Source organism: Mesorhizobium sp. 128a, from assembly GCF_053848025.1.
The window spans coordinates 61,347-88,300 of sequence record NZ_JBSPKY010000011.1 but is presented as its reverse complement, the minus strand read 5'-3'; the positions used below and the strand labels follow the sequence as shown (position 1 = coordinate 88,300).

Here is a 26,954-nt window from a genome sequence, read left to right as displayed (position 1 = left end):
ACCAGAAAGCCTGAAATCAAGCTGTAGAAAAACTCCTGCATGCCCGAAGCATTCTTGAGCCTGCCGCCGTTGAATGCGCTGCGCGCCTTCGAAGCCGCCGCGCGTCACCTCAACTTCCGCATCGCCGCGGAGGAATTGAACGTGACGCAAGGCGCGGTGGCGCAGCACATACGCGGGCTGGAAGCCGATCTCGGCGCAAAACTGTTCGAGCGGCTGCCGCGCGGGCTGGCACTGACCGATCAAGGCCGCGCGTATGTGCCCAACATACGCCGCGCCTTCGACCTGATCTCGGAGGCGACCTTGCTGCTGCGGCCCGAACCGGCGCGGCTGACGATCAGCGTCACGCCGAGTTTTGCGACCAAATGGCTGATCCCGAAACTGCCGGAGTTCGTCGCGCACAATCCGCTTGTCGACCTCAGGATTCTTGCCAGCGAAAGCCTGTCGAGTTTCCAGGCTGATGGCGTCGACATTGCCGTCAGGCAAGGCCGTCCGCCCTTCGGCGCCGGGCTGATGGTCGACCTTTTGTTTCCACAGCAGATCGTCGCCATCTGCAGCCCTTCGCTGCTGCCGACCGGCGCGAACGAGATCGCGCCGACCGATATCCAACATCACGTCCTGCTGCACGATGGGCACAATCTGTGGCCGGAGTTCATGGAAAAAGCGCTCGGCTTGAAGATGGCCACTGAAGCGAAACGCATGCGCTTCAACCAAACCGGCCTGGCGATCGACGCGGCCATAGCCGGCCAAGGCATCGCACTGGCCAGCCGTTTTCTGGTCGCAGCCGACATTGCCGCCGGCCGACTGGTGCAACCAATCAAAGCGGAGATGCGCGGCACGCAGGATTTCCATGTCGTGGTGCCACGCAAGCAGCGCCACCCCGAGCCGACGCAAGCGGTGCGGCAATGGCTGCTGGATGAGGGGGATCAGTTAGCGCCCTCGTTGTGAATGCTGCCTCTCGTTCATCCCCGCCGCGCAATGTCAGCCGCCACCGCCTTCGCCTCCCTGCCAATCTCCCGCAACAGGCCGGTGACCGGGTTGTAGAAGCCAACGAGATAGAGGCCGAGTTCGGACGACCTTGCATTGACGCCGCTGCGCTCCGGCCGCAGTTCCGCCGGCAGGAACTTTTCGTAGCCCGGACGGTAGCCGGTGGCGAGGATGACGGCGTCGAAATTCTGCTGCCTCCCGTCGGCGAACTCCGCGCCACGCTCGGTGAAATGCGCTACATCAGGCGCGATCTTGATGGCGCCTTTGGTGATCGCGTCGACCGTGCCGACATCGATGACCGGGATGCGGCCGACCTCGTCGATCTGCTGCAGGATGCCTTGCTTGGGTCGCACGATGCCGTATTTTTCGAGCTTGCCCAGCGCGAAATCGAGAATGATCGGGAACATCCAGTCGTTCAGCGCCTGCGGCATTGGCCGGCTGGCGATGCCGACCATCTGGATCGGCACGCCGAACAGCTGGCGCGGCACGATGTGGACGCCCTTGCGCACCGAAATGGTCGGCCTGGCGCCATTCTCGGCAAGGTCCAGCGCGATCTCGGCGCCGGTGTTGCCCATGCCGACAATCAGCACCGAGCGGCCGGCAAAGGGCGCGGCCTCTGTGTACTCGGCGCTGTGCAGCACCTCGCCCTTGAAAGCCTCGATGCCGGCGAGCCGGGGCACGATCGGCTCGGCATTGTTGCCACTGGCGACGACGACATGGCGCGCGCTCAGACTGTCCGATTGTGTCTCGATCCGAAACCGGCTGTCCTCGCGGCGGATGGTTTTCACCGTCTCGCCGAAGCGCGGCTCGAGATCGAATTTTTGCGCATAGTCGTCGAGATAGCGGACCACCTGCTCGCGCGGCACGTAGCGCGGATAATCGCGCGGGAATGGCAGGAACGGCAGTGAGGAGAAAGAGTTAACCGTATGCAGATGCAGCCGCCGATAGTGCCGTCGCCAGGCGGGCGCCACCTGCCCGGCTTTTTCGAGGATGACGAAATCCACCCCTGCCCGCTTCAGGCAGGCGCCGACCGCCAGGCCGGCGGGGCCGGCGCCGACAATGACCACAGGCGTGTCCAAGCGATTCTCCTCCCGCAAGCCTGGCTGAGGCTATGCGCAGAGGCGCAGGCGGGACAAGTCACCCGTTCCGCAATATCCCGGCCTTGGCCAGCGTTTCCATGCCATCGCGGAGATGTTTCTTCAGCACGCGCACGGCTTCCGCCGCGTCGCGCTTGCGGCAGGCGGCGAGCAGTTCGCGGTGTTCAGCCTGCGAGACGCCGCGATAGTCGAGGCTGGACAGGAGCATACGGACATAACGGTCGGCGGCATTGTGGTGCGCTTCGATCAGGCCGAGCAGCCGGGCGTTGCCGCAGGCGCTGTAGAGCGCCAGATGGAAGGTCCGGTTCAGCACGCCCCAACGGGTGACATCGGGCTCAGCGTCGATGCGGGCGAGCACCTGCGCTGCCTCGTCGAGCTTTTCACTGCCAAGCACTGGGACAGACAGGTTGAGCGCCTGGCTTTCGAGCAGGTCGCGCAAGGCAAAGATCTCCCTGATCTCGGTGGCGTCCATGCAGGCAACATGCGCACCTTTGGTCGGGTGGATCTGGACGATGCCTTCGGCCTCGAGCTGGCGCAGCGCGTCGCGGATCGGCATCCGGCTGAAGCCGAAGCGCAGCGCAAGCTCGTCCTGGCGCAGCGCCGTGCCGTCCGCCAGGCTACCGTCGACGATCGCCTCGCGCAGCACATTGGCGACCTGTTCGGCCACCGTCTGCGGCCGCTGCATTTCGGCAAATCCAACCATGCGATCCCTCCCAGCTGCTTCAGCGGCTCCTGCCGCCAACGTCCTGGGCGCTGCCCTTCATCCGCCTGCCGCCGCCAGACGTTCGAAAGCCAGGCCATTGGCTCTTCATCCGTACGCGTACACTCCGAGATTGTGACGGAGAGAAGGCCAAAGCTGCTGCCCCGGCACTCGCTCCCCAGTTCCTCAAAGGAAGGCAAACGCCGCCGACGGCGGCCACCTTACATAACAAACATGAGCTTGCGCGAATATATCCAGACTCGGCGCCAGCCTACCTTTCGCGATCTGGTGCGCAACACCGATATGGCTGCCTGCATCGCGGCACGCACGCTGCGCATGCTGCCCGGTCTCGGCTTACCCCGGATGACGAATGTCTATCCCGGCAACCGCCCGATGCTGTCAGACGGGCTGCCAGTCGACGGCCGCACCGCTATCGAGGGGCTCTATGTGCATTGCGGCATGGGCTCGATCGGCAGGCATGCCGCCCCCGCCACAGCGCGCTGGGTGGCAGACGCCGTGCTTTCGGGCGACGACAATCCGAAGCAGATATGGCTCAGGCCACAGCGATTTGCGGGATGGGAAGGATGAGGCTGGGCGACATCGTGTCGATGTAGCCCGGGCCGTCACCGCGAAGAGGAAGCCAGCGTTGCGCCCTGGCCGATATGCTCGGCGCGCAGCTTCTTCTTCATCTGCTCGAGCGCCGCCTCGCCGCCCGCCGCCAGCTCCTCGGCGATCCTGGCCAGTTCGTTATCGGCGTTGCGGTATTTGCTGCCCCAGGCGCCGAGGGTCGCCAGCACCGGCAACAGATCGATGCCGGCCTCGGTCAGCCGATAGATCGCCTTGAGCTTGTGGGTGGGGTCGTCGCTTTTGGTGACAATGCCCTCATCCTGCAAGGTCTGCAGCCGCTCGGCCAGCGTGCGCGACGAGATGCCCTCGTCGGACAGCAAAAACTCCCGGAAGTGAGTCTTCCCCGCGAAAATCAGGTCGCGGACAATCAGCAGCGTCCAGCGGTCGCCAAGCAATTCGAGTGACAGGCTGATGGGGCAACCGGATCTTTCCCTTGTCGACATATCTGTGGTTCCATTTTTAAATCACTTTACTATTGACATCATTTTTTCCTTGCGTCAATGATTTCAGAAGTAAACCATATCCACCGAGGCGTCGCGCCGATCGAATGAGGAGAGAGACGATGGGAAAGCTGATCCTGCAAATGCAGATGTCGGTCGACGGTTTTGTCGGCGCTGCCGGCGACGAGCACTGGCAGCTCTGGGAATGGGGCGACAACTGCCCCTGGGACGACGAATTGAAGCAGGATTTCAACGCCGTATTCGCCGGCATCGACACCATCCTGCTCAGCCGCAAGATGGCCGAAGAGGGTTACCTCACCCATTGGGGCAATGCGGCGAAGAACTATCCGCGCGACGGCTTCTACGCCTTTGCGCAGCGCATCGTCGAGGCGCGCAAGGTGGTGCTGAGCGACAAGCTCACGGCGTCGCGGTGGGAGCGAACCACGCTTGCCAGCGGCGACCTGCCGCGCGAGGTCAAGGCGCTGAAATCCGAGGGCGGCCGCGATATGGCGGTGTTCGGCGGTGCGGGCTTTGCCTCGGCGCTGATTGCGGCGGGACTGGTCGACGAATTCCAGCTGTTCATCAATCCGGCAGCGCTCGGCGACGGCGAGCGGATTTTCGACCAGGGCGGGTTCAGGAAACTGCGCCTCGTCGGCTCGAAAGCCTATGCCTGCGGCATGGTGGTCAACCGCTACGCCCCGGCTTGATCTGGTTCAATGTCTGAATCGGTAAACCGCTGCAACTCCTTGTTTTCAAGAGAATTCTGGTGGAGACCGCCGGGAAATTTCTTGGAACTGCCCTAGAAATTGATCTCGACCGAAGCAGCGCTCCGCTTGGCCTGACCGTGAAACACCGCCTCGATGTTGTTGCCGTCGGGGTCGAGCAGAAAGGCTGCGTAGTAGCCGGGATGGTAGGGCCGCTCGCCTGGCGCACCATTGTCGGCGCCGCCGGCATCCAGGCCCACTTTGTAGAAGGCATCGACCATGGCGCTGTCCCTGGCCTGGAAGGCCAGGTGATGGCGCCCGGTCAGTTGTCCCCTCGCTGCCCGGCTGTCGAGACTGGAGATGAACAATTCGTCGGCCCAGAAATAGTCCTCGGCCTCGCCACCGATCGGAACACCAAGCACCTTGAACACCGCTTCATAGAAGCGCCGGCTGGCTTTGAGATCTCTGACCACCAGCTGGATGTGGTCGATGAGGCGGCCGCGATGCAGCTCCATGAGCGATATCTCCCGTTCACGAGACCCACAAAGCTAGCGCCGCAGATCGGCTCGTCAATTCGGAAGGGAATTTTTGGCGCTTGCGCCGCCTGCCTTCGCCATTCCGGATGGACTTCCGCGCAGACTGGATAAAAAATGCAACCGGATTGTCGGATTCGATGTCGGACCAACGTCCTTCGGACGCAAGCGGCGCAACGGAGCTGGAAAAAGTCGCGCCGCATCGAACCGATTTCGGGAGAAGACCATGAACAATTCCTACCGTTGGGTGATCGTCGCCGCCGGCGCGCTGATGACCTGTGTGGCGCTCGGCGCGATGTTTTCGCTGGCAATCTTTCTCGAGCCGATGGCGCTCGACACCAACTGGTCGCGCACCGGCATTTCCACTGCCATGACGCTGAACTTCCTGGTGATGGGCGTTGGCGGTTTCGCCTGGGGCGCGGTCTATGACCGCGTCGGTGCCCGTCCCGTCGTCCTCGCCGGCGCGGTGCTGCTCGGCCTGTCGCTGGTGGTGGCGAGCCGCGCCCAATCGCTGCTGGTCTTCCAGCTGAGCTACGGCGTGATCGTCGGGCTGGCGGCCAGCGCTTTCTTCGCGCCGATGATCGCGCTGACCACCGCCTGGTTCGACACCCATCGCAGCCTTGCCGTGTCGCTGGTCTCGGCTGGCATGGGCGTGGCGCCGATGACCATCTCGCCCTTCGCGCGCTGGCTGATCACCGCCTATGACTGGCGTACCGCCATGTTCGACATCGGCATCATGGCCTGGGTGCTGTTGCTGCCCGCCGTCTTGCTGGTGCGCCAGCCGCAGGTGGCGGCCGCGGCAGCGGATGGCGGCGCGCCCGCGCCTGTCGCGGACGATCCCGGCTTTAGCGTCGGCCAGGCGCTGCGCTCGCCGCAGTTCCTGGTGCTGGGGATGACCTTCTTCGCCTGCTGCGCGGCGCATTCGGGGCCGATCTTCCACATGGTGAGCTATGCCATGTCCTGCGGCGTGGCGCCGATGGCCGCGGTGTCGATCTACAGCGTCGAGGGCCTTGCCGGCCTTGGCGGCCGCGTGCTCTACGGCGTGCTCGGCGACAGGCTGGGCGCCAAGCCGGTGCTGATCGTGGGCCTCGTCATCCAGGCGGTGGTGATCGCCGCCTACCTCGCCGTCGGCAATCTCGAGCAGTTCTATCTCTTGGCCATCATCTTCGGCGCCACCTATGGCGGCGTCATGCCGCTCTATGCGGTGCTGGCGCGCGACTATTTCGGGCCGCGCATCATCGGGACGGTGCTTGGCGCCGCGACCCTGTTGTCCAGCCTCGGCATGTCGTTCGGGCCGCTCGCCGGCGGCATGATCTTCGACGCCTATGCCAGCTATTCCTGGCTGTTCATCGGCTCGGCACTGATCGGCCTGGGCGCGGCCGGCATCGCCATTGCCTTCCCGCCGCAGCCCAGCCGGGAACGGCTGCAGGCGGCTTGAAATCCCTGGTTCCCGCGCTGGCAGCGCGGAAATCTGTTTGCCCCACGCATGCGATTGTGAAAGGCTTCCGGCAGAAATACCGCACGCCGGCCATGTCGGCGTGCGAGCCTAGCCAAGTCTGTTCACGGAGGCAGTTGCAGTGGGCCTGGAAGCCGAGGACGCGAGAGGCTGGTCGACCCTGTTGGGTGCGGCGGAGAAAGGCGACATCGAGACCCTCCGCGCCGAGTTGGTGGCCGGGGCTGACATCAATCAGACCGATGAGGGCGGCTGGTCGGCGTTGCATCTGGCGGCCCACAACGCCCGCGGCCCGGTGCTCGAAGCGCTGATTTCGCATCCGCAGATCGACGTGAATTCCAGGAACAAGTGGAAGAGCACGCCGCTCAGCCTCGCCGCGGCCAAGGGACACCACGCAGCCGTAACGGCACTGGTCAAGCATCCCGACATCGATATCGACGCACGCGCCGACTATTATGGCCGGACGGCGCTGATCGAGGCGGCAAGGACCGGGCATCTGGATATCGTCAAGCTGCTCGTCGAACACGGCGCCGACGTCAATGCGGCCGACAAGACCGGCCGCAACAGCGCGCTCATCGAGGCGATCAAGGGCCGACATTACGACGTGGCGCAATATCTGCTGGAAACGAGGAAGGTGAACTTCCTCAACAAGGACATGCGGCTCAATGCCTTGATCTGGGCCGGAAGCACCCGCAACGCCGAGCTTATCGAGAAGCTGGAAGCCGCGATCCACGCTTTCTTCGAAGGCAAGTAAGCGCGGCTGATCGCTCCGCCACATTTCTCCCAGCGCGACAGATCATGGCCTAGAGCTTTTCACCGTTTCACGGAAACGGTGAACCGCTCTATCTCTTTTTTTACGCAATTCCGGGCGGAAAACCACACACATTTTTCCTGGAATTGCTCTAGGTCGGCGACAAAGCGATCCCTTCGACAGCCAGGATGCGTGTCCTGGCGCTGCGAAAGCGGATCTCCTTCAAACGCTCGTATTCCGGTGAATCATACCAGGCCGAAAGCGATGCCATGTCGGGAAATTCGATGATGACGAGGCGGTGCGGGTGCCAGTCGCCCTCGAACACCTTGGTCGCGCCGCCGCGCGCAAGATAGCGGCCGCCGTAGCGCTCCTCGGTGGCCGGAACCTCACGCCGGTATTGATCGAATACGGCCGCGTCGGTGATATCGACATCGGCAATCAGATAGGCCGCCATCGGCGTTCTCCCCTCTCAAATCGTCTTCCACATTTTCAGGATCGGAACCGGCGCGCCGCCGCTGCCGTCGAAGAACTTTTCGCCCGGCTGATAGCCGCAGGCCCGATAGAGCGGCTCCCCGGCCATGGTCGCCCCGAGCTCGACGCGGCGAAAGCCTTCCTCCCTTGCCGCGCTCTCGCAAATGGCGAGGATCAGTCGGCCAACGCCACGCCGAACGAAATCGGGATGCGTATACATCGCCCTGACACGCGCCGTGTCCTTGGCGGGATCGAGCAATGCCGCATTGCGTCCGTGCGACTGATCGCCACCATATAGCGTCGCGCGCCGGCTCCAGCCGCCGCAACCAGCAAGAGCCCCACTGCAGGTCACGACAAAATAGGTTCCATCATCGATGAGCTGCGTGTCCAGGCCCATGATCGTACGGCTGGATTCGATCTGGGCGTCGTCGAGGAAGGGTTTCTGCAGCTCGGCAATCGCCAGCGCCATCAGCGCCGAAATTCCCGCGATGTCGTCGCGTGTCGCTCTCCGGTACTGCAACTCCTGGCCAACCATCAGGGCAATCCCAAGGCCCGTAGACAATGGCGATACTATATTAGAATTGCTTATACTGAAGCTGAATTCGGAAGACGGACTGCCAGAATATGGATTCCCGCCCTATGGAAGTGGGGTAGGATCCCGGCCTCCAACGCCGGCCTCCACCGTCCTTGCGACCACCCAGCGGTGCTTGCCGATCTTGCGGACGCGCTGAAAACCTTGGCGTTCAAACATCGCCAGCGTGCCATTGTGCAGGAAGGCTCCAGCGACCGAGCGGCCTTCCGCATCCTCGGGATAGCTTTCCACCGTGCCGCCGCCGAGGCGGGCGATCTCGGCGAGCGCGCCGGCCAGCGCCGCTGCTGCGATGCCCTTGCCGCGATAGGCCTTGTCGGAGAAGAAGCAGGTGATGCGCCAGTCCGGCAGGCGCGTCAGCCCTTCCTCATAGGCGCGCCGGTGCTTTATGCGCGGCAACTCCTGCGTCGGGCCGAACTGGCACCAGCCGACACAGGCCGCGCCGTCGAAAACGAGGGCCGCATGTGCATGGCCCTCGCGGACCCGGGCCTCCTTCTCGGCGCGGTTCCCGGCAGCGCCGACGCCTTTGGCGTGGAAGGCCATGCACCAGCAGCCGCCCCAGACGCCATTGTGCCGCTCGACCAGCGTGGCGAATTGCGACCATGTGGTCTCGTCGAGGGGTTTTGCGCTGAAGCTCATCGTGACCTCGTGAGCGACGAAGAATAACCGATCTGAAAAAACTTTGAAGCAAGGCGTCGAAAGCTCCGACATCTTCCTGCCGGAACAACGGCTGCGGCCGACATAGGTTGTAGTACAGGTTTCTCGCCATCCAGCACGTCCGGTGAGGTCAGGACAATTCGATTCAAATGCGGCTGTGGATGTTTGCTTTCGGGTAAAGCGAGTCGCACATGTTCGGCGCACGGCGGGCAACAAGGAGAAGCTCATGAAAAGCGACTTTGCCGCCGCCCGGCTGCATCTGGAGCGGGCCTGCCACTATCTGCGCGGCGACGGCGAAACCAGCAGAGAGGCCCTTGCGGCGCTCGACCTGTTGATCGAGAGGATCGTTGCGGCCCAGTACACACCGCCGGTCGCGGAGGTGTTGGATTTTCCACGGTCGGCAAGGCTGCGGTAGTCCCACGAAGAGGCCGCTTCGGATAGGAGCGGCCTCGGCATGCCATCGGCTGACGAGGCGCTCAAGCAATTCATGGAGCACCAGCATCGCCGCATCCGTCGGGATTTCCTGGTCCTCGAGCGCAACAAGAACGTCGTAGCCAATGCCGCCGACGAAGAGCACAAGATCGGCGAAAAATTCGAACACGATCCCCGCAATGAAATCGGCCAGACGCTGGAGCAGCTGGTATCGGCCGCGAAAGCGAGTGTGGACATCAAGGGCTGAATGCTGCCCTGGCTGTCCGAATTGCAATCAGCTCGGCCGATGTACCTCTCTCGCCGTCACGCGTGGCCATCAGGGCCATTGGAGCCGTGCCAGGCTCGCGGATGACGTCCGGCAATTCGGAAATCGCCTTCCTCGAAATATCCGACCTTCAGCCATGTGGTCGACGGTCCGCTCCGGTAGCGGCTGTCGGCGCGCTTCGAGATGATGCCCTCAAGCCCGATCTTGTCGATAGTGCGGAGGATCGCCAGTGCATCGCCGTCGAAATGCTCGCTGTACCGGATCTTGCCGGCGCCAGGCTCAACCAGTTGCCACAGCGCCTGCTTGCGCTGCAGTAGGCGCAAGGGAGCAAGATTGTGCCCATCGAGATGGAGGATGTCGAACGCCACGAACACCAGCCGGCTCGGCTCATTCCAGATCGCGGCTTCCAGCGCAGGGCAATCGGGAGCGCCCTGCTCGCCGGCTACAATGACCTCGCCGTCGAGAATGGCAGCCCTGCATGGCAGCTCGACTGCCAGCGCGATGGGCCAGTATTTTGCCGTCCAGTCATGGCCGTTCTTGCTGAAAAGACGCACGCCGCCTTGATCGATGATGAGCTGCGTCCGATAGCCGTCGAACTTGACCTCGTGAACCCATCCCTCATCATCGGGCGGTTTCTCGACCAGAGTCGGGATCTGCGGCGGAATGAACTCCAGCCGGCCGCCGGTGACCTTGCCACGCTTACTCAATAACGGACACCTTTGATAGCGTAGCGGGAGGCGTTGTCGGCACAGGCAGCGACACCCCAGCTATCTGGACGCCTGCCGCCTGTGCCGAGCCCCCGCCAGACCCATATTGGGAGCATCTACGGACGAGGCCGGAATGTCGTTAGCTTCGCATCCTAATACTTGTCCTGGCGTACATATCTCGCTCGGCGCGGCGCTGTTGCGCCGTCCCCACCTTGGCCTGTGCTATCCAGAATTGTCGCAGCCTACGCAGTCCTTTGACTTCGGACGACTAGGTCAGTCCATCAAAAGCACCACAGCGGGATGCAGCTTTTTCAGATTCGGCAATGATTTCGACTGCCAGGGTATGTCGGGCGTCCCACGCACGACAAGTCGAACATCAGGATGCTTGCGCACCTCGATGGTGAATTTCGCCAGCAGGTTGATGCCGGAAGAGTTGAGAAAGTGAAGGTCCTTCAGATTGAGTGTAATGGAAGCGGGATTTGAGGCAAGAACACTGGTCGCCAAGGCCGTGATGGGCGCACCGGCCTCGGAGCTGGCAAGCCGCATTGCGCCGTCGAAGAAAATATCGCTTCCTTCGTTCCACACGCGGTAGTCGTCTGTCTTGATTTCCATGGCCTGGCTTCGCTTCTTCTAGTTGCGCGTTTGCGAGATCGGAATGGAGGCATAGGTTTCCAGGCAAATCCGATCGCCTTCGTCGGCGGAGCTGAATATCCAGGCCAGGCGTGCGCCATAGTCGCTCATCAACGTCAGCAATCCGAGTCCGGAGCGTGACACGTCGGGGCTCGCTGCATTCTCTTCAATTCGCTGTATCAGCAGGTCTCTGGGGTCGCCAACCGTGATGTCCGCCAGGAGGTTCTTGAACTCGGATGCGTTTTCACCATCGACGTCATTCGAGACCTTGAGCTTGAAGCACTCCGAATCCATCGACGCCTCGATCACGATCTCACCTGGTGCGCGAAATTTGACGGCGTTCTCGATGAGCTCGTTGACCAGATATCCTATGCTGTGCCGCACTTCGAGGTAGTCATTGCGGGACGACCGGAAGCGCAACGCGAAAAGATCGGCGATGAAGTCCGAGGTCGTGGCACAATGACGCCAACTCAAGTCGAGAGGTCCGTCGAACAGCCGCACGCGACTGACGCTCTCCTTCATCCCGATTGCGATGTCAGGGGTCCCGAACAACGTTGTCATTGCTATGTGTGCCTTATGATCACGAGGGTGATGTCGTCATGGATCTTCTGGACTCCGATATGGGCCATCAGATCGTCGATGATCCCGGTCTTGATGTCCTCGGCGCTGCCGCCTTGACGTTTTCTTGCGCTCTGGCAGAGGCGCTCGAACCCGAATAGCCTTTTGTCCTGATCCTCCGCCTCGGTCACACCGTCGGTGTGCAGAACGATCACGTCGCCACTCTCGAACAGGATGTCACGCGTGTCGATGAACTTCGAGATGTCATTCTCCAGGCCAACCGGCATACCCAGGTCAAGCGTATCGATGCGTTCGACTTCCCCGTCCGCACGCACGACGAGAACGTCCTCATGCTGGCCGGATAGCGTTACCCGCTCATCCTCGAAGTCAAGGAAGGCCAGCGAGAGATGCTTGTCGGTGTTCGTCCGCTCGATGTTCTTGTAGATCGCCCTGTTCAGCCGATCCAGAAACTGATGCGGATTCTCTTCGTTGGTCTCCTGCAGCGCGCGTGCGACAGATTGGACCATCAGCATCAGCACGCCACTCTCGAGACCATGACCGGTCACGTCGCCAATGCCGATCTTGACCCGTGACCCGTTCTGCAGGACGTCGTAGTAATCACCGCCGACCTCGTCGGCCGGCCGCATGTAGGCGGCGATCTCCAGCCCCGGAATCGCTTGGAGTTCGATTGGTTTCGGCAGGACCATCATCTGGATCTGCCTGGCAACCGCGAGTTCGGCACCGAGGCGGACGTTCTCGTCCCGCAACTTTTCGTTGAGCGCGGATATTTCCTGGTTTGCGTCCCCGAGTTCCCTGGTTCGATCGTCGACGAGCTGCTCGAGGTTTTCGGTGTGAAAGCTGATTTCCTCAGCCATCCGGTTGAAGGCGATCCCTGCCGCTCCAACCTCGTCGCGCGTCGGAATGCTCACCCGGACGGAATAGTCCTTGGACTGGAGCCGCTGGGCGGCGCCGGCAAGCGCCCTGAGGCCCGCAGTGATCCGCTTCGAAATTCCGAGCACGGCCGCGAAAACAATCAGAAGCGAAACGATGATCGCCCCGATCTGAAACGCCAGGATACGATTGGTTGCGCGAGAAATACTCTCCTGCGCGGCGAACAGGGATGCATAGATCTCCCGTTCGGGCACGACGATCCCGACCGACATCGTTTCGGACTTGATCGGTCCCGAACTCCAAAGATTGGTCGGCTTCAATCTCTTGAGGACAACAATGTAGGGAACGTGCTCGCCCTTGTTGTCGAGCATGATATGCTGGATGACACCGTCATTGTTCTGGTCGAGCGGCAGCGACGCGATAGCCGGCTGCGTACTTCCCCGCAGCGACCTTTCCAGACCGGTGACGCCCTGCGTGCCCGCATCGCTCGAGGAAATCAGGCCGATGATCGCCTGGCCCGACGGATTGATCGCCACCACGTTGCCAGTCGACATCGTGAGGAAGCCGAACCCGGTTTCAGCGATCTTCACCTTTTCGACGACTTCCGCGAGCTGATCGAGAGTGATGTCCGCCCCTGCCGTACCGGCGATACCGGTGCGATCGCGCGTCCACAACGGGTGGAAAAAGCTGACGATCAGCTTTCCCGTGATTGCATCGGTGTAAGGCGCTGTCTGGGTGATATCGTCGGCGACCGGACGCGAGGCTGGATCCCTGGCCCATTGCTGCCATGAACCATAGATTCCCGGAAAGAAGAACTCCCAGAACTCCGCCTTGTTGTGGCCCGGATAGAGCTTGTCGAAGGTCTGTGCCTGGTCCGTATACGGCACTGTCCTGAAGATCGGCCGTTCTTTTGGACCAATATAGTACATTTGCAGTTTGGACGACCCGCTGGCCATGAGAGTCGGCGCGACGAGATCGATGACGGTACTGTCTTCTATCTCCTTCTGAACGCCCGGCAGCGGTGTGTGGTCGGCGCCCAGCAGGTAGCCCCAGACACTGACCACGGAAGGCGCGCCTGGCAGATTCTGCGCCCAATCGCCCTGCGCGTCGTAGACGATTTTCACGGAGTCGGGCGCCTCATGCGACAGCGTCGCGCCGACCTGTTGCTGCCGCGCCGGATCGTCGATCTGGGCCTGCAGCACGCCGGCCAGCGCCTTGACGTCGCCATGAACCCGATCGAGCAACAGGTCGACGCTCAACGCCGTCGATTGGGCATAGGAACGAATGTATTCCTGGTTCGCGGTCGTCAGGCCCTCACCGACTTCCGATGTGGCGTCGCGCGACAGCTTTTGAACGTTCCAAAGCGCCAGACCACCGCTCAGCAGGAGGTCGAACAGGACGGCGCCGCCAACGACCAATACGAATTTCGCTCGAAAGGAGCGCAGGCCGAAGCGCGGTGTAGGCTCAGCGTCGGCTTTCATTGCGGTCGTCGCCCCGATGCGACCCAGATCGGCCAGCCCGCATAACCCTTGGGGTGGAGCGCGGCGAAAATGTGGTCCTGGAAGCCCTGCCGGAACCGTGCGACGAACTCCGGTCCGTCACCACGTCTGGTCGCCATCTCGCCCGCATAGACATCCGCCCAGGCTACAATGACATCGGCGAAGTCCTGCGGATCGCCGTCCAGGTTGGTGACCATGAAGGTCTCGACACGTATATCCTCGAATCCGGATTCGATCAGGTATCGCCGACTCTTCGGCCCAAGCTCGACGTCCATCTCGAAATGTCCGAACAGTTTCGCCACCTCGTTGTAGGTCCAGCGAATGCTTTCAGAGCGCGGCTCGCCAAGGCAATGCGAGTTCTTCTCGTTGGTGATGTAGACCCGCCCGCCCGGCTTGCATATGCGGTAGAGTTCCTTGAGGATGAGTTCAGGCCGGTTGAAGATCTGAAGGGAATGCCGGCAGGTGACCAGGTCGAACTGGGCCTCGTCGAGCAGCATCTCCGACGCATCGCCATAGGTATATTCGATGCCCCGGATATCGAATTCCCGCATCACGCGTCGAGCATAGCTGAGGCTTGACATGGAGTGGTCGAGGGCGACGATCCGCGATGGCTGGAACTCCTTCTGCACAAGCACGGCGAAATCGCCGATCCCGCAACAGATGTCGGCCATGACGATGCCGGGCCTCATGCCGTGTCGCGGCAAGATTGCGCGCTCGTGGCGCCAGGTCATCTTTGTCTGCGTGCGGAGGATCGGAACGAACCCGCCCTCCTCGAGGAAGCCCTGCCCCGGATAGAATTCGCTGTCATACTCCTCGACCGTGATATTCGGTTCGATTCCGCCCAGGCGACCGAATTTTCGCGAGGTCCATCCGACGACGCTTGACGTGATGACGACGAATTTGAGATCGGGCCGAGCGCGGCAGGCGTCGATGATGATCCTCGAAAAAGCGTGAAACGCGGCGTTGTTCATCTGCGTCAGTCGTCTGACATTGACGTAAAGGACGCCGCGCACACGGCCGATCGCATCGCGGAGCAATGCTATGCTGGGCCCAAGCTCATCGATCGCCTGAGGTCGGACCACCCCGGATATGGAGAACTCCTGGTTGTTGGCGTCGTATTGCGCCTTGAAGCGTGGGAGGAGGTCGTAGGGGTTCAATGTTGCAGCCCCTCAAGCGGAAGATCCACGACAAGCTTGATTGCATCACCATCGGCTTCCTCGACCCTGAGTGTGGCGTTGTACTCGACGGCCAGTTCCAGGAGCACGACCTCCCGGCTGGCCGAGAGGTCGCCAGACACCGAATTGAGGTATCGCTCCCTGGCCTCCGTTCCTGCGACGTGTGACACGGCTTCTTCGTAGAATTGGCGCTCCTCTGGCACGCATGGGAGTGTCAGCTCGATCCTGTCCGTCGCGCCGTGGCGGGACACCCTGCATGCCAGTTCACCACCGGCATGGCGCGTACGAAAGGCGACTTCCAGCAATTCATTGAGGGCAGAGGAAAAGAGATTTGAATGCCGAACCGAGTCTGATCTGTTTTGACTGATCATCCGGGCCAGGTATGTCGAGACATAATCGCAGTGTCTCCAGGCGGAGACGAAAGCTTTGATGTCCATGTCGATCTGGATCATGGGCGCAAAAGTCGGCTCGCCAGCCAGCTCATGATGAACAGGTCCCATCGGCATCCTCCCCTTGTTCCATCAGCATTGAATCCTCGGGGGGGATGGCCTCCGCGAGGACAAGGTTCAGCGCGCACCTGATGAGTCAGTCTCGCACCGACTCGAAGAATTGCGCGGTATCTGCCTTGATCGTTCTATGAATCTCCACTTCACCGTTAACAAAAGGTGCAAGGCGCTAGAGCGCCCGATTTGATCCCTCCATGGCCCGTACCACTCTCAGCGGGGACCGCCTGATGAAATCGCTGATCGCGTCGACGCCAAGTGGTCGCCCCAGGAAATTACCTTGCAGACAATCGCAATTTTCCTTGATCAGCCACCTTACCTGTGCCGACGTCTCGACCCCCTCGGCAGTGACATTTATTCCCAGGCCGTGTGCCAGATTCATGATTGATCGCACGATCGTTTGGCTTTTGAGATCGGTCTCCAGGTCCGCAATAAAGTACTGATCGATCTTCAAGGTATCGAAGGGAAAGTTCTTAAGGTAGCTTAACGATGAGTAGTATGTTCCGAAATCGTCCAGAGAAATTCGTATTCCCAAGACGTTCAGAGTATTCAAGGTGTCGATATTGTCGATCGTCTTCTCAAGCAGGACCGTCTCGGTTATCTCAAATTCAAGTCTGTCGGCTTCGATTCCGACTGCGTCGATGATCTGAGCGACGGTGTCCGTCAGCGAACCGCTAAGGAACTGAGCTGGTGACAGGTTCACTGCGACGGTCAGCGAGGAAGGCCACGTCAATGCCTGGCGACAAGCTTCCTCGAGCACCCATCGTCCAATGTCGTCCATTAGCCCGTCGGCTTCGGCGATCGGTATGAACACGTTGGGCGGAATGATTCCGACCTCCGGGTGCCGCCACCGCAGCAGCGCTTCGAAACCGATCACTGAGGAGGGAGGCCGAATGAGCGGCTGATACTCCAGATAAAGCTCGCCTCGCTCCAGCGCGGTTCGAAGGCTGCGTCTCAGATTCTCGCGTTGCTCGAGCAAGAGCAGCATCGAGCGGTTGAATGTTCGAGCGCAGCCGCGTCCGTCTGTCTTGGCCGCGTAAAGAGCAATGTCTGCGGCTTTCATCAACTGTTCGCCATCGGTCCCGTGCTCCGGCCCGAAAGCAATCCCGATACTCGAGCCGACGAAGACAGGAATGCCGTTGATGACGAACGGGTTCTTGAAAGCGTCGACCAGCGATCCAGCGAGGCGCTCAGCCTCTGCGGGCTGCTCCTTTCCCAATTGAATGACAGCGAACTCATCCCCGGCATACCGGTATGCGGATTCGCCGTCCTGTAGCGCGTCGCGGATACGACCCGCCGCGAGTTGAAGAAGAGTGTCGCCTGCGCCATGGCCAAGCGTGTCGTTGACCGCTTTGAAATCGTCAAGGTCGATTTGCAGAAGGGCGGCTTTCGGCTCTGATCCGCCGAGGGCGGCCATTGCGAGCTGCAGCCGATCGCCGAATCGCCGGCGATTCTGCAGTCCGGTCAGCACGTCGTGTGTCGCTTGATGGAGCAGAGTTACATGCTCTTGCTCCTCTACCACGCTCCGCCCTTCGCGCCCCCTTGATTCGATGATTCCCACGCCATTTGCAGTGGCGAAGACGAAAGCGGACCGTGGCGATTCATCCGATGATCGCGGCAAATCAATGCTTGCCGGTGAGCCGCCATGGAACACACGAAGAAATTCGTCACGATACTTCGCATCGAGGAAGCTCGGGTAAATCTCCCAAACGGCGGCACCCGGCACCACCGCGCCTCCGTACACGCCTTTGAGTTTGGCTGCGTAGTGCGTCAGACAGAAGTCGCGATCATAAAACGACAAAAATTCGGTCGTGTACGCCAAAAGATCAGCGAGCAGCGCTTCGGCGGGACGTGATGCATCGCCTGCGGAAGGCCTCTCACTCTCCGTGCCGACCCCTGTTGCCTCCGGATGCAATAGCCACCTCCATAGGCGGTTAGAATCTAGGCCCCCAGTTCAGAAATAGCATAACTGTCAAGCTTCGCAAGCATTCAACTCGCAATCTCAACAACAATCGCGTGCTGCGTAGTTGCAATGCATGCTTCCTGTGATTGGTAGCGATAACGATGAACAGTTGGTTAATAAACCGGAATTGGCTATATGACTGATAGCGCGGTGGACGGGCCACGGATATTCTGGTTCATGTGGCGGCGTGATCTTTCCCGCCCCTGTGTGACTCCGCCCGCATCAACCCATTCCAATCGGTAATCAGCTTCCGAGCGCCTTTAGCCAACCTTCAAAGGAAGGGGCCTCGTCGTGCCCAGCAGGCGAAACGAAGTGGGCAGGGCGCGGCAACACCACAGTAGTGCGGCCTTCGCGCGGGCTGTAACCGAATTCCTTGCTGAATGCCCGGCTGAAATTGGCGGCTGAACTAAACCCGAAGGCTTCGGCAATTTCAACAATGCGCCGGCTGTCCGCCGGATCGCTAAGGGCAATATGGGCTGCCAGAAGCCGGCGGCTTTGTATGTAATGGAGAACACCACCGCTTGGTTCGAACAACTGATAGAGACGAGAGCGCGATACGCCGAGCGCCCGGCACATTGAATCCGGTGTCAGATGAGGCGTATCCAGATTGTTTTGGACGTATCGGCGCGCTCGCTCCATCAGCGCGACACCCGCCAATTGTTCAGCGGCGGCAGCATGTTCCGCCGGTGGCGCGAGGCAGGCAATGATCATGCTGCGTGTTGCGTGAACGATGCGGGGCAGATCTTCGGCCGTGAGACTGCGCAGTCTTGCTTCGACGCTGTTGACGTAGTCAACCAAGAGGCTGGCAAAGTTGCCGAGCAGAATTGAATTGTTCTTCGCGTCGAGGGTTGCTGCCACATCAGAGAACAAATCACGCGGCAGATAGAGAAAGAGACTTTCGGAGTCCGTTGTCCTCCCGCGAAACGGATAGCCAAGCGACCTGATCTCCAATCTGCCCGGCTGGCCTTCTGCAACGCGGCGATCGACCTCCGTCCAAGACCGGCCCGTACGTGGCAAGGCGATATACCAGTGATCGATCGAACTGGAGCGAAGCTTGGCGGCAGAACGGATGTAACTATGTGCCGGAGCGTGCTGTTGGACGATGAGCATGCCACCGAGGTTCCAAGCCGTGTGGTCGGCGGGAAAGCCATCGTCCGGCGACTTGTCATCCGGCAACTTCACCTCGACAAGCGGAGCCAAGTGCGCTTGCCAGGTGGCGAATTGATCCTCTGGCGCCAGTTCGAGCGTTGAAAAGGACAAAGGCTGGAGCGCCGGTCCGAGTGGCGAAGTTGACTCGTTATGAGATTGAGCTTCGCGCGGCCAACGACGTCGATCACGCTCCGGAGGCTGCTTCGCAGGAGTCTTGCCTTGCCTTTTTGCGTCCATCGCGTGGTGCCATATCCGAATCGGGTATGCCCATGCCCCTCGTAATCATGTGGTGTATCCGGGGCATCTGGCAAGACTTTGAGGCCTATATCGACAACCAGCCGGATCAGGCCGTTCGGTGACCACAGCCGAAACGACCGCCAACGGCAGCGGAACTCGCTTCGACAGAGCAGGCGATCACGCTGAGTTACAGCAAGAAATGCATTCCGAGATAAGTTTCTGGATGCGTCGCTAACGACACTCTTCAGCCCGCTGCATATACATTTGACCATTGTGGAAGCGTATTTGGGGAGACCGTCGAAATGAACGCAAAGCTCAACAGCGAAGCTCGTCGCAAGATAATTCTTGACGGATACATCAACAACGAGCCGTTGAAGGATATTGCGGCCAGGATCGGATGCTCACTGGCAAGTTTGAAAGTCACAGCCAGTAAAATCGGCTGCACTCGAACTCCGAAGGAGGCGGCCGATTTTAGGCGCGGCTTTCGTATCCCCGAAAACAAGCGACATGATTACTACCAGTTGATGAACATTGGTCAATATAAAGCTCGTGAGTGCGCGCAAATTTTGGGACTGCTAACCGTTCAATCGTCAGGAAATGAGTAAACTCACCGCAATACACTGTCGACGATATTATCGCTGGAGCATTCCATCGCCTCAGCGGCTCGTCGGACAGCGGGCCCTGAAAGGTTCGCACAAATGCCGCATGGGCGCTTCAACCGCACCTGCCTCAGCCCCCACGATCTGGCTATTTGCGAACACGTGTTCAATCAGGTCTGCGCGGACGAGAATCTAGACCCTTTGGACCCGGACGCCGAAATCCTGGCGATGATGGTTGTGGCCATTTTTCGAAATGCTCACACCAACGAGCACGAATTGCTGGAAGCGGTCAGGTCTCGTCGGCGAAGAGTTGCGGGAGGCGGGCGCTAGCGCACCGCATTCGATCGCGTAGCCGGGCGGGCCGGGCTGAGCATAAACCCCTCCAAGGAAAGAGGCTGGAACGTTTCGGACCGCCGCGCGTTGCGTTTATTGGGGTGAAGGCCGGCTTGTTTCGGCCGGCCACGGCGTTAGGGAGGCGCGTGGCGGGGAATGTCGCAGGTCAAGACCTTTAAGCCCGACGAAGCAGCGGCCGCGCCGCGGGTCTCCGATGCGTTCGCGCTGAAGCTCACCTCATCGGAACTCGCGACCACCATGTCACATTTCCACCGCGCTGAAATCGCCCGCATGGCCGGCTGGCGCGACAGGCTCGACCGGACCAGCAACTGGGCGATCACCGTCGTCGCCGCAATGCTCTCAGTCTCGTTGTCGACACCCAGCGCCCATCACGGGGTGCTGCTGTTCGCCATGCTCTTGATCACGCTGCTTCTGTGGATCGAGGCGAGGCGCTATCGCTTCTTCGACGTCTACCGGGCCAGGGTGCGCCAGTTCGAGCGCTATTATTTTGCGCAGATCTTCTCGCCGCAACCCGACTACGCCTCTAACTGGCTGGCCATCGTCGGCGAAGGCCTGCGTGCGCCGCGCTTCCTGATCTCGCAGCGCGCGGCTTTGGTACGCCGGCTGCGCCGCAACTACGTTTTCATGTACACGATCCTGATGCTGGCCTGGGTGCTGAAAATCACCACGCCCAGCCTGCAGCGCGAAGGATCGCCGATCGGCTTCGGCGCGTCATTCCTCGACGCCGCGCGCGTGGCGCAGCTCGGCCCTGTTCCGGGCATCTATGTCGTGTGCATGGTCGGGTTGCTCTACGTCGGCATGCTTGCCGCCGCTTTCCTTATCTCGAGCGACGAGGGCGAGCTGTCGCATGGCACCGTGCACGTCTGAATCATAGTCCCGAAGGCGCAATCCGGTTTCTGCTGCGCTGATCTTCAGCAGATATTGTCGACCATCATTGCGGTCGGTTGCGGCGGGGTTGAAGACCCATCTCAACCCAAGCGCGTGCGCGACCTTGCTCAGGGTTGCCGGTTCAGCCCAAATTGCGCCCGAAACTCCCTGGTGTCGTTGCGATTGGGATAGGGCTGGTCGGGCACTGGAACGCGCAGATGCGCGCACAGCGTGTCCCAGCCGTCGCCCAGTTTGTGGACCAGCAGCCGCTCCGGCGGCACCGTCGCCATGACCGCGGCGACGTTGGCTTCGTAGATGGCAATCGCGGTCGCGCGATCCTGCGCCCTGCCGCCGAAGACCTGCTTGGCGATCAAGGAAATGCCCAGCGCCTCCTGATCCTGGAGCTGGCTGATGCCGGCCAGGATGGTCTTCTCGAAACTCTGCCACCAGCTTTCCGGCGAGCGCCAGGTGAGGATGACCGGGGCGTCCGGATAGACCTCGACCAGCTCGCGCCAATAATGCGCCGATGGCCAGTCCATGCAGGAGGCATAGCCGGCAAACAGCTCGCTCCAATCAGACGCAGCACCCTTCGCCAGCGCGCGCCAAAGCCGCTTCTGCTCCTCGTTGGCGATGACTTCGGACATGTGATGACAGGGGCCAAGGCCCAGGATGGTCAGCGCTTCGCGCATCGAATCTGTTCCGGTGCGGCCAAAGCCCGCTCCAATCACCTTGATCGACATGCCCATTTCCCTGGTTCGAACCGCCGAGGTCGGCTGATCGGCCTCGGCCACGAAGGCACTGTCTTGCCTGGGCAGCTAGAATGCAGGCCGCCGGAGGACATGGCAATCGACAAAGCCGAGCGATGCGGGCACGGCGTCCGCCCACTGCCATACTCATATCGGGGCCAATTCGATCGGCGGCGGCGCGGTGGTCAAAGTCAGCGAGCGTCTGCGGCTACGGACCGAATATCTCTTCGACCGGTACAAGTCGATCGACATCGCCGTCGACGGCGCCGTCTCGCCGCGTAGCGGACGAAGTGCCAGCGCCGGACGCTTGTCCGGCGTGCGTTCGCCAACGATATCTCATCTTGCACAAAGTTCGGGTTGACCGCTGCCGGGCACGCGGCGACTATCGTTGCAACGTGCAGGAGGATACGCAATGGACGAACCCGATCGCTGGCGGCACATGGCGAGCGCGCCCAAGGACGGCAGCCGCATCCTGGTTACGGTGCGACCGTCCGAGCAGGGACCTGCGGAGGTTGACCTCGCTTACTGGTCGCGCGCCGACCAGTTCGGCACAGAAGGCTGGCGCTCCTCCGATTCGTCGCCGGGACGCGTGATCGAATATCCCGAACCGGAGCTGAAATGCTGGATGCCGCTGCCGACGGCCAATCTGAGCCGGGCTTCGATGCCGGCGCCATGGGCGGGCGAAGACGCCCAGCAACTCGACGGCTCAGGGATTTGATGCCGGCAGACAGTTACACGGCCTAAACGCCGCCGCAGCAGCCTATTTCGGGCGACGTACCGCGCGCACCATGCCGCCGGGACCGCTGCCGCAGAAGAAACGGTCGCCGCCGTCGGATTCGAGCCCCGACACGCCTTTCCCCGCCGGCATGTCGAGCCGCTCCAGCACCTTTCCGGTCTGCGGGTCGACGCGCCGGACATCGCTATGGTCACCCTCCCAGGTGCCGTGCCACAGCTCACCATCCACCCAGGTCACTCCGGTGACGAAGCGGTTGGACTCGATGGTGCGCAGGATTTTCCCGGTTTCGGGATCGATCTGGTGGATCTTGCGCTCACGGTTCTGGCCAACCCACAGCGTGCCCTCGGCCCAGGTCATGCCGGAATCGCGGCCGCCGCCGGGCGCCGGAATGGTGGCCAGCACCTGCCCCGTGTCGGGGTCGATCTTGTGGATGCGATCCCTGGCCAGTTGAAACAGATGCCGACCATCATAGGCGGTGCCGGCATGGGCGGCGACATCGATCGAGCGCAGCGTCTCACCGCTTGCCGGATCGAAGGCGGTCAGCCGGTCGCCGGCGGCAAACCAGACATTTTGTCCGTCGAAGCTCACGCCATGCACGGTGTCGACATCAGGAAAAGGTCCGTATTCGCGCAGGATTTCAGCTGCTGAATGTTTCATGTCTTGATCCTCGACCATGGCCACAGAACCCTATCTAGCCGTTCGGCAGGGGTGCCGGGAGTAACAAGGTGGTCGTGAAGCCGGCCACGGGCGGCGTCATCCAGCGGCGCGCGGGACCATGGCCGAACGACTGCACCTTGCCGGCCTCGGCGAGCTGATCGAGCGCTCGCTGCACGCTGCGCTGGCCGGCGCCGAGTGCCAGCGCCAATGCCGAACTTGCCCAGGCTTCGCCATCAGCCAGGAGGGCCAGCACCGCCGCGTGCCGCTCCTCGATCGGCCGCGCCAGCACCGCCACTTCGCCTGCCTGGCGCGGCGCCAGCGCAAAGCCCTGGCTGGTCGCCCCGATGGCGGCCAGCGGCCGCAATTCGGCGCGCAGGCGGCCGATCTCGACCCGCAGCCTGGCGCGGTGCGATTCATCCGCGTGCCTGCCGCCAAAGGCGCGGGCAATCAGCGTCGCCCTCGACACATCCGCCGGCCACGCTTCGGCAAGCGCGCGCGCCAGCGCAAACAGCACCGGGCGCGTCGCCAGCGAGACCGTGGTTTCCTGCTTGCGCACGACATAGCGGAACGTATCGACGACCAGCGCCGACGACGCCACCAGCGCCTCGACATCCTCGAGCAGCAGCAGGCGTTCCTCGCCACCAGCGATCAGCCGGGCCGCCGGCGTGTCCAGCGCCAGGAAGGCGCGGTCGACCTCGGCCATAAGGCCCGGAATGCCGGCCCGGCGTGCGGCATGGCGCGCCCACTCCAATGCCTGGCGAGCGGCTTTCGTCTTCAGACGTCGCATGGCGATGCCGGCAACAGCCAGTTCGTGCGCGGCGCGTGACGCCGGCGGAAGCGGCGCCGGATCGAGGCCGGCCAGCACGTCTTCAGCCTCGTCGAGCCGACCGATGAGCAGCAGGCGCCGCACCTTGAGATGCCCGGCATGCGCGGCGTTCAGCCGGTCGCCATGCTTTTCCAATGTCGCCCGCGCCGCATCGAGAGCCTTCGCCGGCCAGCCGAGGTCGCGCGAGACCAGCGCGATCTCGGCTTCGGCGACGACGCATCTGGCGCGCGCCACCGCCTCCTTCGTACCGAAGGCACGGGCGGCCCGCCGCAGCAGTGCTTTGGCGCGATCGAGATCGCCGAGCTGCGCCATCGCAATGCCGCGCAGCGCCAGCGCCGGCGCATCCTCGCGCAAGGCGACGCGGTCGAGTGCGGCCAGCGGATCACCCGCGGCCAGCGCCAGCCCTGCCGCGGTGATCAGCGAGTCCATTCAAATCCCGTCACACTTGTAACTCCCACCCCGGCGTTGCTCGGCCCTAACTTAAGTCACCGTCGCCAAGCAGCAAGTCGGGACGAGACCCTAGCCATCTGGACTGGCAGGAGACACCCCGGGCGACGTTGACGGAAATATGGGCATTCGTTAGCCTGAGCATCTCAGATAAACGTATTAAGCTTCTCAATGAGGAAAACCGACTATGCCTACTTTCGAGGATCTTGAGCACACTGCGCGCCCCCGCCACCCTTGCTGCGGTGGCCCGCCTGCAAATCCCGTCACATTTGTAACTCCGCTCTCGCCGCCCCGCGGCCCTACGCTACCTCACGATCAGCAGACAACGACGCGCCGCAACGGCAAAGGAGACGAGCAATGACCAAGCACGTGGCAATGAAGACCCCGCCAATCGTTTCAAGGCAGGAATGGGAAGCCGAGCGCGAAAAGATGCTGGTGAAGGAGAAGGCGACGATGCGCGCCAGGGATGCGCTGTCGGCCGAGCGCCGGCGCATGCCTTGGATGGAAGTCGACAAGGCCTATGTATTCGAAGGCCCCAACGGCAAGGCAAGCCTGCTCGATCTGTTCGAAGGCCGCCGTCAGTTGATCGTCTACCGGGCTTTCTACGAACCCGGCGTCCATGGCTGGCCCGAACATGCCTGCCGCGGCTGTTCGCTCGGCGCCGACCAGGTCGGCCATCTCGCCCATCTCAACGCCCGCAACACTACGCTTGCCTATGCCTCGCGCGCGCCGCAGGCTGATATTGTAACGCTGAAGAAGCGGATGGGCTGGGGGATGCCCTGGTACACCATCACCGACAGCTTCGACAAAGACTTCGGCGTCGACGAATGGCACGGCCACAACGTGTTCATCCAGGATGGCAAGAAGGTGTTCCGCACCTACTTCATCAACAGCCGCGGCGACGAGCAGATGGGAACCGTCTGGAGCTATCTCGACGCCACGCCGCTCGGCCGCCAGGAAGTGTGGGAAGATTCGCCCGAAGGCTATCCGCAGACCGAGCTCTACAGCTGGTGGAACTGGCATGACAATTATGACGCCGGGCCCGACAAGAGATGGGAAGAAGTGTCCGCAGCCGGCGAGGCCGCGTTCCGGGACAAAGACGGCAAGTAAGGACTTATAGCGACGCCCATCCAGCGTCGTTTCCTCTCCCCGCCTATGGCGAGGGAGAGGAAACCAGGTCCACAAGGCACTGACCATCAAGGGAACTATGGCCATGAGCGACATCGGCACTGGAATCAGCAGCGAGATTCCTCAAACCACTGGCGCGGCTCATCTTGGCATCGCCGACTGGCTATGCCTCGCCGCGGCGCCGACATTCGCTGTAATGGCGCTGCTCACCTGCATGCACACTGGCGACGGCGTCATATCGTGCCTGGGCGCCAATGCCTCCATGCTGACCGGCATGCCGCTGATGTATCTGCTGATGAGCGCCTTCCATCTGGCGCCATGGCTGCGCGTGATTTCCGGCCGGCCGGTCCGGCAATAGCACCGCATTCTGCCCCCCGGCACGTCGGAGAAAGGCAATGAAGCTGGTCAGGCTGAGAGCGCCGGGCGGGTTGGACAGGCTCGACCTGGTCGAGGAGGATCATCCGCAGCCCGGGCCTGGCGAAATGCTGGTCAGGATCCGCGCCTGCTCGCTCAACATGCGCGACGATTTCGCCGTACAAGGCAAGGTGCCGCTTGCCGACCGCCGCGTGCCGCTGTCGGACGGCGCCGGCGAGGTGATTGCTGTCGGCGACGGCGTCGACACGTTCAAGTCCGGCGACTGCGTCGTCAGCACCTTCTATCCCGGTTGGCTGGGCGGCGACATGGCATCAGAGACAAGGCGCGACATTCCGGGCGACAGTTTCGACGGCTTTGCCAGCGAGTATGTGTGCATGCCGGCGCAGGCCTTCACCAGGGCGCCGGCTGGCTATACGCATGCCGAGGCGGCAACCCTCACCTGCACCGGCGTCACCGCCTGGCGAGGCCTGGTGACATGCGGCAAGGTCAAGCCCGGCGATACCGTGCTGATCCTCGGCACCGGCAGCGTGTCGCTGTTTGCGCTGCAATTTTCCAAAGCCGCCGGCGCCCGGGTCATCGCCACGTCGTCCGACGGAGAAAAGCTGGAGAAGCTGAGACGTCTCGGGGCCGACAGTGTCATCAACTACAAGGTGGTTCCGGACTGGGGCGGCAAGGCCAGGGAACTGACGGACGGACGCGGCGTCGATCACGTGATCGAGGTCGGCGGACCCGCGACACTGACGCAGTCGATAGCCGCCTGTCGGACAGGCGGACACATCGCCCTCATCGGTGTCCTGACCGGCTTTGCGGCCGAGGTTTCAATCCCGGCGCTCTTCTCGAACCAGATCCGCATCAGCGGGATTTCCATCGGCAGCAAAGCCGACCAGGAAAACATGATCCGGGCGATCGAGGTCAACCATCTGAAGCCTGTCATCGACAGCAGCTTTCCACTGCAGGACATCGCCGCAGCGTTCAGGCACTACGAAGCGCAGAAGCATTTCGGCAAGATCTGCCTCGACGTTTGACCCTCGCTCCCTGGCCGCAGCCCGACAGTCCCTGGCGTCGGACGGCGCATTCGGCACGTCGATGCGAACTGTGAGACTTGTCACATACTCGCTCCTGAAGCGCGTGCTAATGCCACCATGATCGGCGCCGAAAGAAATCGCCTGCCATGGTCTGGCGGTGACGGGCCTTTCACTTTATC

31 protein-coding genes are annotated in these 26,954 nt (G+C 61.8%); 13 read left to right on the top strand and 18 right to left on the bottom strand.

From position 1 onward, the window contains the following. Positions 1 to 39: 39 nt before the first annotated feature. On the top strand, positions 40 to 945 hold the full coding sequence (gcvA, locus tag ACWTU9_RS18995) for a transcriptional regulator GcvA (RefSeq protein ID WP_455859607.1): 906 nt from the start codon (positions 40 to 42) through the stop codon (positions 943 to 945). Positions 946 to 959: 14 nt separating this feature from the next. Here gcvA and ACWTU9_RS18990 read toward each other — a convergent pair whose 3' ends face one another. Beyond that, on the bottom strand, positions 960 to 2,063 hold the full coding sequence (locus tag ACWTU9_RS18990) for a flavin-containing monooxygenase (protein ID WP_455859606.1): 1,104 nt from the start codon (positions 2,061 to 2,063) through the stop codon (positions 960 to 962). A 58-nt stretch (positions 2,064 to 2,121) separates the two neighbouring features. Beyond that, on the bottom strand, positions 2,122 to 2,784 hold the full coding sequence (locus ACWTU9_RS18985; protein WP_455859605.1) for a GntR family transcriptional regulator: 663 nt from the start codon (positions 2,782 to 2,784) through the stop codon (positions 2,122 to 2,124). Between the two features lie 132 nt (positions 2,785 to 2,916). Here ACWTU9_RS18985 and ACWTU9_RS18980 point away from each other — a divergent pair, with 132 nt between their 5' ends. After that, the gene (locus ACWTU9_RS18980) at positions 2,917 to 3,369 is read left to right on the top strand and encodes an FAD-dependent oxidoreductase (protein WP_455859604.1); all 453 of its coding nucleotides are present in this window, start codon (positions 2,917 to 2,919) and stop codon (positions 3,367 to 3,369) included. Positions 3,370 to 3,404: 35 nt separating this feature from the next. Here the strand turns inward: ACWTU9_RS18980 and ACWTU9_RS18975 are convergent, their stop codons facing one another. Continuing rightward, positions 3,405 to 3,851 (bottom strand): winged helix-turn-helix transcriptional regulator, encoded by a 447-nt coding sequence (locus tag ACWTU9_RS18975; RefSeq protein WP_455859603.1) that lies wholly within the window; start codon positions 3,849 to 3,851, stop codon positions 3,405 to 3,407. Positions 3,852 to 3,970: 119 nt separating this feature from the next. On the opposite strand from ACWTU9_RS18975, the gene ACWTU9_RS18970 reads away from it, so the two are divergent. Beyond that, positions 3,971 to 4,555 carry a dihydrofolate reductase family protein gene (locus tag ACWTU9_RS18970; protein WP_455859602.1) on the top strand — a complete coding sequence of 195 codons (585 nt, stop codon included), beginning with the start codon at positions 3,971 to 3,973 and terminating at the stop codon, positions 4,553 to 4,555. Between the two features lie 92 nt (positions 4,556 to 4,647). Here ACWTU9_RS18970 and ACWTU9_RS18965 read toward each other — a convergent pair whose 3' ends face one another. Beyond that, the gene (locus ACWTU9_RS18965; RefSeq protein WP_454588831.1) at positions 4,648 to 5,076 is read right to left on the bottom strand and encodes a VOC family protein; all 429 of its coding nucleotides are present in this window, start codon (positions 5,074 to 5,076) and stop codon (positions 4,648 to 4,650) included. Positions 5,077 to 5,311: 235 nt separating this feature from the next. On the opposite strand from ACWTU9_RS18965, the gene ACWTU9_RS18960 reads away from it, so the two are divergent. Continuing rightward, positions 5,312 to 6,523, top strand: coding sequence for an MFS transporter (locus ACWTU9_RS18960; protein ID WP_454588686.1), 1,212 nt, complete (start codon positions 5,312 to 5,314; stop codon positions 6,521 to 6,523). 139 nt (positions 6,524 to 6,662) lie between these two features. Beyond that, positions 6,663 to 7,292, top strand: coding sequence for an ankyrin repeat domain-containing protein (locus ACWTU9_RS18955; RefSeq protein WP_455859601.1), 630 nt, complete (start codon positions 6,663 to 6,665; stop codon positions 7,290 to 7,292). Positions 7,293 to 7,440: 148 nt separating this feature from the next. On the opposite strand, the gene ACWTU9_RS18950 is transcribed toward ACWTU9_RS18955, so the two are convergent. The 3 genes from ACWTU9_RS18950 to ACWTU9_RS18940 form a co-directional block, all read right to left on the bottom strand. After that, complete coding sequence (locus ACWTU9_RS18950) at positions 7,441 to 7,743, bottom strand: DUF1330 domain-containing protein (protein WP_142868601.1); 303 nt, start codon at positions 7,741 to 7,743, stop codon at positions 7,441 to 7,443. 15 nt (positions 7,744 to 7,758) lie between these two features. Further along, on the bottom strand, positions 7,759 to 8,295 hold the full coding sequence (locus ACWTU9_RS18945; RefSeq protein WP_455859600.1) for a GNAT family N-acetyltransferase: 537 nt from the start codon (positions 8,293 to 8,295) through the stop codon (positions 7,759 to 7,761). A gap of 102 nt (positions 8,296 to 8,397) precedes the next feature. Then, positions 8,398 to 8,988 carry a hypothetical protein gene (locus tag ACWTU9_RS18940; RefSeq protein ID WP_455859599.1) on the bottom strand — a complete coding sequence of 197 codons (591 nt, stop codon included), beginning with the start codon at positions 8,986 to 8,988 and terminating at the stop codon, positions 8,398 to 8,400. A 244-nt stretch (positions 8,989 to 9,232) separates the two neighbouring features. On the opposite strand from ACWTU9_RS18940, the gene ACWTU9_RS18935 reads away from it, so the two are divergent. Both ACWTU9_RS18935 and ACWTU9_RS18930 read left to right on the top strand, forming a co-directional pair. Further along, a complete protein-coding gene (locus ACWTU9_RS18935; RefSeq protein WP_454588682.1) occupies positions 9,233 to 9,421 on the top strand; it encodes a hypothetical protein in 189 nt (62 codons plus the stop codon). 39 nt (positions 9,422 to 9,460) lie between these two features. Beyond that, complete coding sequence (locus ACWTU9_RS18930; protein ID WP_455859598.1) at positions 9,461 to 9,685, top strand: hypothetical protein; 225 nt, start codon at positions 9,461 to 9,463, stop codon at positions 9,683 to 9,685. 56 nt (positions 9,686 to 9,741) lie between these two features. On the opposite strand, the gene ACWTU9_RS18925 is transcribed toward ACWTU9_RS18930, so the two are convergent. The 8 genes from ACWTU9_RS18925 to ACWTU9_RS18890 form a co-directional block, all read right to left on the bottom strand. Further along, complete coding sequence (locus ACWTU9_RS18925) at positions 9,742 to 10,410, bottom strand: ATP-dependent DNA ligase (RefSeq protein WP_455859597.1); 669 nt, start codon at positions 10,408 to 10,410, stop codon at positions 9,742 to 9,744. A gap of 273 nt (positions 10,411 to 10,683) precedes the next feature. Further along, positions 10,684 to 11,022: a slr1659 superfamily regulator gene (locus tag ACWTU9_RS18920; protein WP_454577313.1), complete on the bottom strand. Its 339-nt coding sequence runs from the start codon at positions 11,020 to 11,022 to the stop codon at positions 10,684 to 10,686. Positions 11,023 to 11,040: 18 nt separating this feature from the next. Then, entirely contained in the window at positions 11,041 to 11,601 is a 561-nt protein-coding gene (locus ACWTU9_RS18915; RefSeq protein WP_454577314.1) for a slr1658 superfamily regulator, read from the bottom strand. A 2-nt stretch (positions 11,602 to 11,603) separates the two neighbouring features. Next, the gene (locus ACWTU9_RS18910; protein WP_455859596.1) at positions 11,604 to 13,970 is read right to left on the bottom strand and encodes a SpoIIE family protein phosphatase; all 2,367 of its coding nucleotides are present in this window, start codon (positions 13,968 to 13,970) and stop codon (positions 11,604 to 11,606) included. Further along, entirely contained in the window at positions 13,967 to 15,145 is a 1,179-nt protein-coding gene (locus ACWTU9_RS18905; protein ID WP_455859595.1) for a methyltransferase domain-containing protein, read from the bottom strand. Before ACWTU9_RS18905 ends, ACWTU9_RS18910 begins: the two co-directional genes overlap by 4 nt. Further along, complete coding sequence (locus ACWTU9_RS18900; protein ID WP_455859594.1) at positions 15,142 to 15,663, bottom strand: ubiquinone biosynthesis methyltransferase UbiE; 522 nt, start codon at positions 15,661 to 15,663, stop codon at positions 15,142 to 15,144. The genes ACWTU9_RS18905 and ACWTU9_RS18900 overlap by 4 nt, the downstream gene beginning before the upstream one ends. 175 nt (positions 15,664 to 15,838) lie before the next feature. Then, positions 15,839 to 17,581 (bottom strand): putative bifunctional diguanylate cyclase/phosphodiesterase, encoded by a 1,743-nt coding sequence (locus ACWTU9_RS18895; protein ID WP_455859593.1) that lies wholly within the window; start codon positions 17,579 to 17,581, stop codon positions 15,839 to 15,841. 291 nt (positions 17,582 to 17,872) lie between these two features. After that, a complete protein-coding gene (locus tag ACWTU9_RS18890; RefSeq protein ID WP_455859592.1) occupies positions 17,873 to 19,015 on the bottom strand; it encodes a helix-turn-helix domain-containing protein in 1,143 nt (380 codons plus the stop codon). A gap of 302 nt (positions 19,016 to 19,317) precedes the next feature. On the opposite strand from ACWTU9_RS18890, the gene ACWTU9_RS18885 reads away from it, so the two are divergent. Beyond that, positions 19,318 to 19,620, top strand: a complete 303-nt coding sequence (locus tag ACWTU9_RS18885; protein ID WP_455859591.1) for a hypothetical protein — start codon at positions 19,318 to 19,320, stop codon at positions 19,618 to 19,620. Between the two features lie 483 nt (positions 19,621 to 20,103). Further along, positions 20,104 to 20,835 (top strand): DUF2270 domain-containing protein, encoded by a 732-nt coding sequence (locus ACWTU9_RS18880; RefSeq protein ID WP_455859590.1) that lies wholly within the window; start codon positions 20,104 to 20,106, stop codon positions 20,833 to 20,835. A gap of 128 nt (positions 20,836 to 20,963) precedes the next feature. On the opposite strand, the gene ACWTU9_RS18875 is transcribed toward ACWTU9_RS18880, so the two are convergent. Next, entirely contained in the window at positions 20,964 to 21,626 is a 663-nt protein-coding gene (locus tag ACWTU9_RS18875; RefSeq protein ID WP_455859589.1) for a sulfotransferase family protein, read from the bottom strand. A 367-nt stretch (positions 21,627 to 21,993) separates the two neighbouring features. Here ACWTU9_RS18875 and ACWTU9_RS18870 point away from each other — a divergent pair, with 367 nt between their 5' ends. Then, the gene (locus ACWTU9_RS18870; protein WP_454577323.1) at positions 21,994 to 22,299 is read left to right on the top strand and encodes a hypothetical protein; all 306 of its coding nucleotides are present in this window, start codon (positions 21,994 to 21,996) and stop codon (positions 22,297 to 22,299) included. A 42-nt stretch (positions 22,300 to 22,341) separates the two neighbouring features. On the opposite strand, the gene ACWTU9_RS18865 is transcribed toward ACWTU9_RS18870, so the two are convergent. Together ACWTU9_RS18865 and ACWTU9_RS18860 are read right to left on the bottom strand one after the other, a co-directional pair. Further along, positions 22,342 to 22,974 (bottom strand): Vgb family protein, encoded by a 633-nt coding sequence (locus ACWTU9_RS18865; protein WP_455859588.1) that lies wholly within the window; start codon positions 22,972 to 22,974, stop codon positions 22,342 to 22,344. 34 nt (positions 22,975 to 23,008) lie between these two features. Next, on the bottom strand, positions 23,009 to 24,229 hold the full coding sequence (locus tag ACWTU9_RS18860) for a helix-turn-helix domain-containing protein (RefSeq protein ID WP_455859587.1): 1,221 nt from the start codon (positions 24,227 to 24,229) through the stop codon (positions 23,009 to 23,011). Positions 24,230 to 24,604: 375 nt separating this feature from the next. Here ACWTU9_RS18860 and ACWTU9_RS18855 point away from each other — a divergent pair, with 375 nt between their 5' ends. The 3 genes from ACWTU9_RS18855 (at position 24,605) to ACWTU9_RS18845 (ending at position 26,775) form a co-directional block, all read left to right on the top strand. Continuing rightward, the gene (locus ACWTU9_RS18855; RefSeq protein WP_455859586.1) at positions 24,605 to 25,357 is read left to right on the top strand and encodes a DUF899 domain-containing protein; all 753 of its coding nucleotides are present in this window, start codon (positions 24,605 to 24,607) and stop codon (positions 25,355 to 25,357) included. A gap of 103 nt (positions 25,358 to 25,460) precedes the next feature. Further along, positions 25,461 to 25,733, top strand: a complete 273-nt coding sequence (locus ACWTU9_RS18850; protein ID WP_455859585.1) for a hypothetical protein — start codon at positions 25,461 to 25,463, stop codon at positions 25,731 to 25,733. A gap of 37 nt (positions 25,734 to 25,770) precedes the next feature. Next, positions 25,771 to 26,775, top strand: a complete 1,005-nt coding sequence (locus tag ACWTU9_RS18845; RefSeq protein WP_455859584.1) for a zinc-dependent alcohol dehydrogenase family protein — start codon at positions 25,771 to 25,773, stop codon at positions 26,773 to 26,775. Positions 26,776 to 26,954: the final 179 nt, after the last annotated feature.

Excerpts from the sequence above, each read along its gene's own strand:
- gcvA (WP_455859607.1), top strand. The coding sequence starts at position 40 with ATGCCCGAAGCATTCTTGAGCCTGCCGCCGTTGAATGCGCTGCGCGCC.
- ACWTU9_RS18985 (WP_455859605.1), bottom strand. The coding sequence starts at position 2,784 with ATGGTTGGATTTGCCGAAATGCAGCGGCCGCAGACGGTGGCCGAACAG.
- ACWTU9_RS18975 (WP_455859603.1), bottom strand. The coding sequence starts at position 3,851 with ATGTCGACAAGGGAAAGATCCGGTTGCCCCATCAGCCTGTCACTCGAA.
- ACWTU9_RS18970 (WP_455859602.1), top strand. The coding sequence starts at position 3,971 with ATGGGAAAGCTGATCCTGCAAATGCAGATGTCGGTCGACGGTTTTGTC.
- ACWTU9_RS18960 (WP_454588686.1), top strand. The coding sequence starts at position 5,312 with ATGAACAATTCCTACCGTTGGGTGATCGTCGCCGCCGGCGCGCTGATG.
- ACWTU9_RS18950 (WP_142868601.1), bottom strand. The coding sequence starts at position 7,743 with ATGGCGGCCTATCTGATTGCCGATGTCGATATCACCGACGCGGCCGTA.
- ACWTU9_RS18945 (WP_455859600.1), bottom strand. The coding sequence starts at position 8,295 with ATGGTTGGCCAGGAGTTGCAGTACCGGAGAGCGACACGCGACGACATC.
- ACWTU9_RS18940 (WP_455859599.1), bottom strand. The coding sequence starts at position 8,988 with ATGAGCTTCAGCGCAAAACCCCTCGACGAGACCACATGGTCGCAATTC.
- ACWTU9_RS18935 (WP_454588682.1), top strand. The coding sequence starts at position 9,233 with ATGAAAAGCGACTTTGCCGCCGCCCGGCTGCATCTGGAGCGGGCCTGC.
- ACWTU9_RS18930 (WP_455859598.1), top strand. The coding sequence starts at position 9,461 with ATGCCATCGGCTGACGAGGCGCTCAAGCAATTCATGGAGCACCAGCAT.
- ACWTU9_RS18920 (WP_454577313.1), bottom strand. The coding sequence starts at position 11,022 with ATGGAAATCAAGACAGACGACTACCGCGTGTGGAACGAAGGAAGCGAT.
- ACWTU9_RS18915 (WP_454577314.1), bottom strand. The coding sequence starts at position 11,601 with ATGACAACGTTGTTCGGGACCCCTGACATCGCAATCGGGATGAAGGAG.
- ACWTU9_RS18910 (WP_455859596.1), bottom strand. The coding sequence starts at position 13,970 with ATGAAAGCCGACGCTGAGCCTACACCGCGCTTCGGCCTGCGCTCCTTT.
- ACWTU9_RS18900 (WP_455859594.1), bottom strand. The coding sequence starts at position 15,663 with ATGGGACCTGTTCATCATGAGCTGGCTGGCGAGCCGACTTTTGCGCCC.
- ACWTU9_RS18890 (WP_455859592.1), bottom strand. The coding sequence starts at position 19,015 with ATGGACGCAAAAAGGCAAGGCAAGACTCCTGCGAAGCAGCCTCCGGAG.
- ACWTU9_RS18885 (WP_455859591.1), top strand. The coding sequence starts at position 19,318 with ATGAACGCAAAGCTCAACAGCGAAGCTCGTCGCAAGATAATTCTTGAC.
- ACWTU9_RS18880 (WP_455859590.1), top strand. The coding sequence starts at position 20,104 with ATGTCGCAGGTCAAGACCTTTAAGCCCGACGAAGCAGCGGCCGCGCCG.
- ACWTU9_RS18870 (WP_454577323.1), top strand. The coding sequence starts at position 21,994 with ATGGACGAACCCGATCGCTGGCGGCACATGGCGAGCGCGCCCAAGGAC.
- ACWTU9_RS18865 (WP_455859588.1), bottom strand. The coding sequence starts at position 22,974 with ATGAAACATTCAGCAGCTGAAATCCTGCGCGAATACGGACCTTTTCCT.
- ACWTU9_RS18860 (WP_455859587.1), bottom strand. The coding sequence starts at position 24,229 with ATGGACTCGCTGATCACCGCGGCAGGGCTGGCGCTGGCCGCGGGTGAT.
- ACWTU9_RS18855 (WP_455859586.1), top strand. The coding sequence starts at position 24,605 with ATGACCAAGCACGTGGCAATGAAGACCCCGCCAATCGTTTCAAGGCAG.
- ACWTU9_RS18850 (WP_455859585.1), top strand. The coding sequence starts at position 25,461 with ATGAGCGACATCGGCACTGGAATCAGCAGCGAGATTCCTCAAACCACT.
- ACWTU9_RS18845 (WP_455859584.1), top strand. The coding sequence starts at position 25,771 with ATGAAGCTGGTCAGGCTGAGAGCGCCGGGCGGGTTGGACAGGCTCGAC.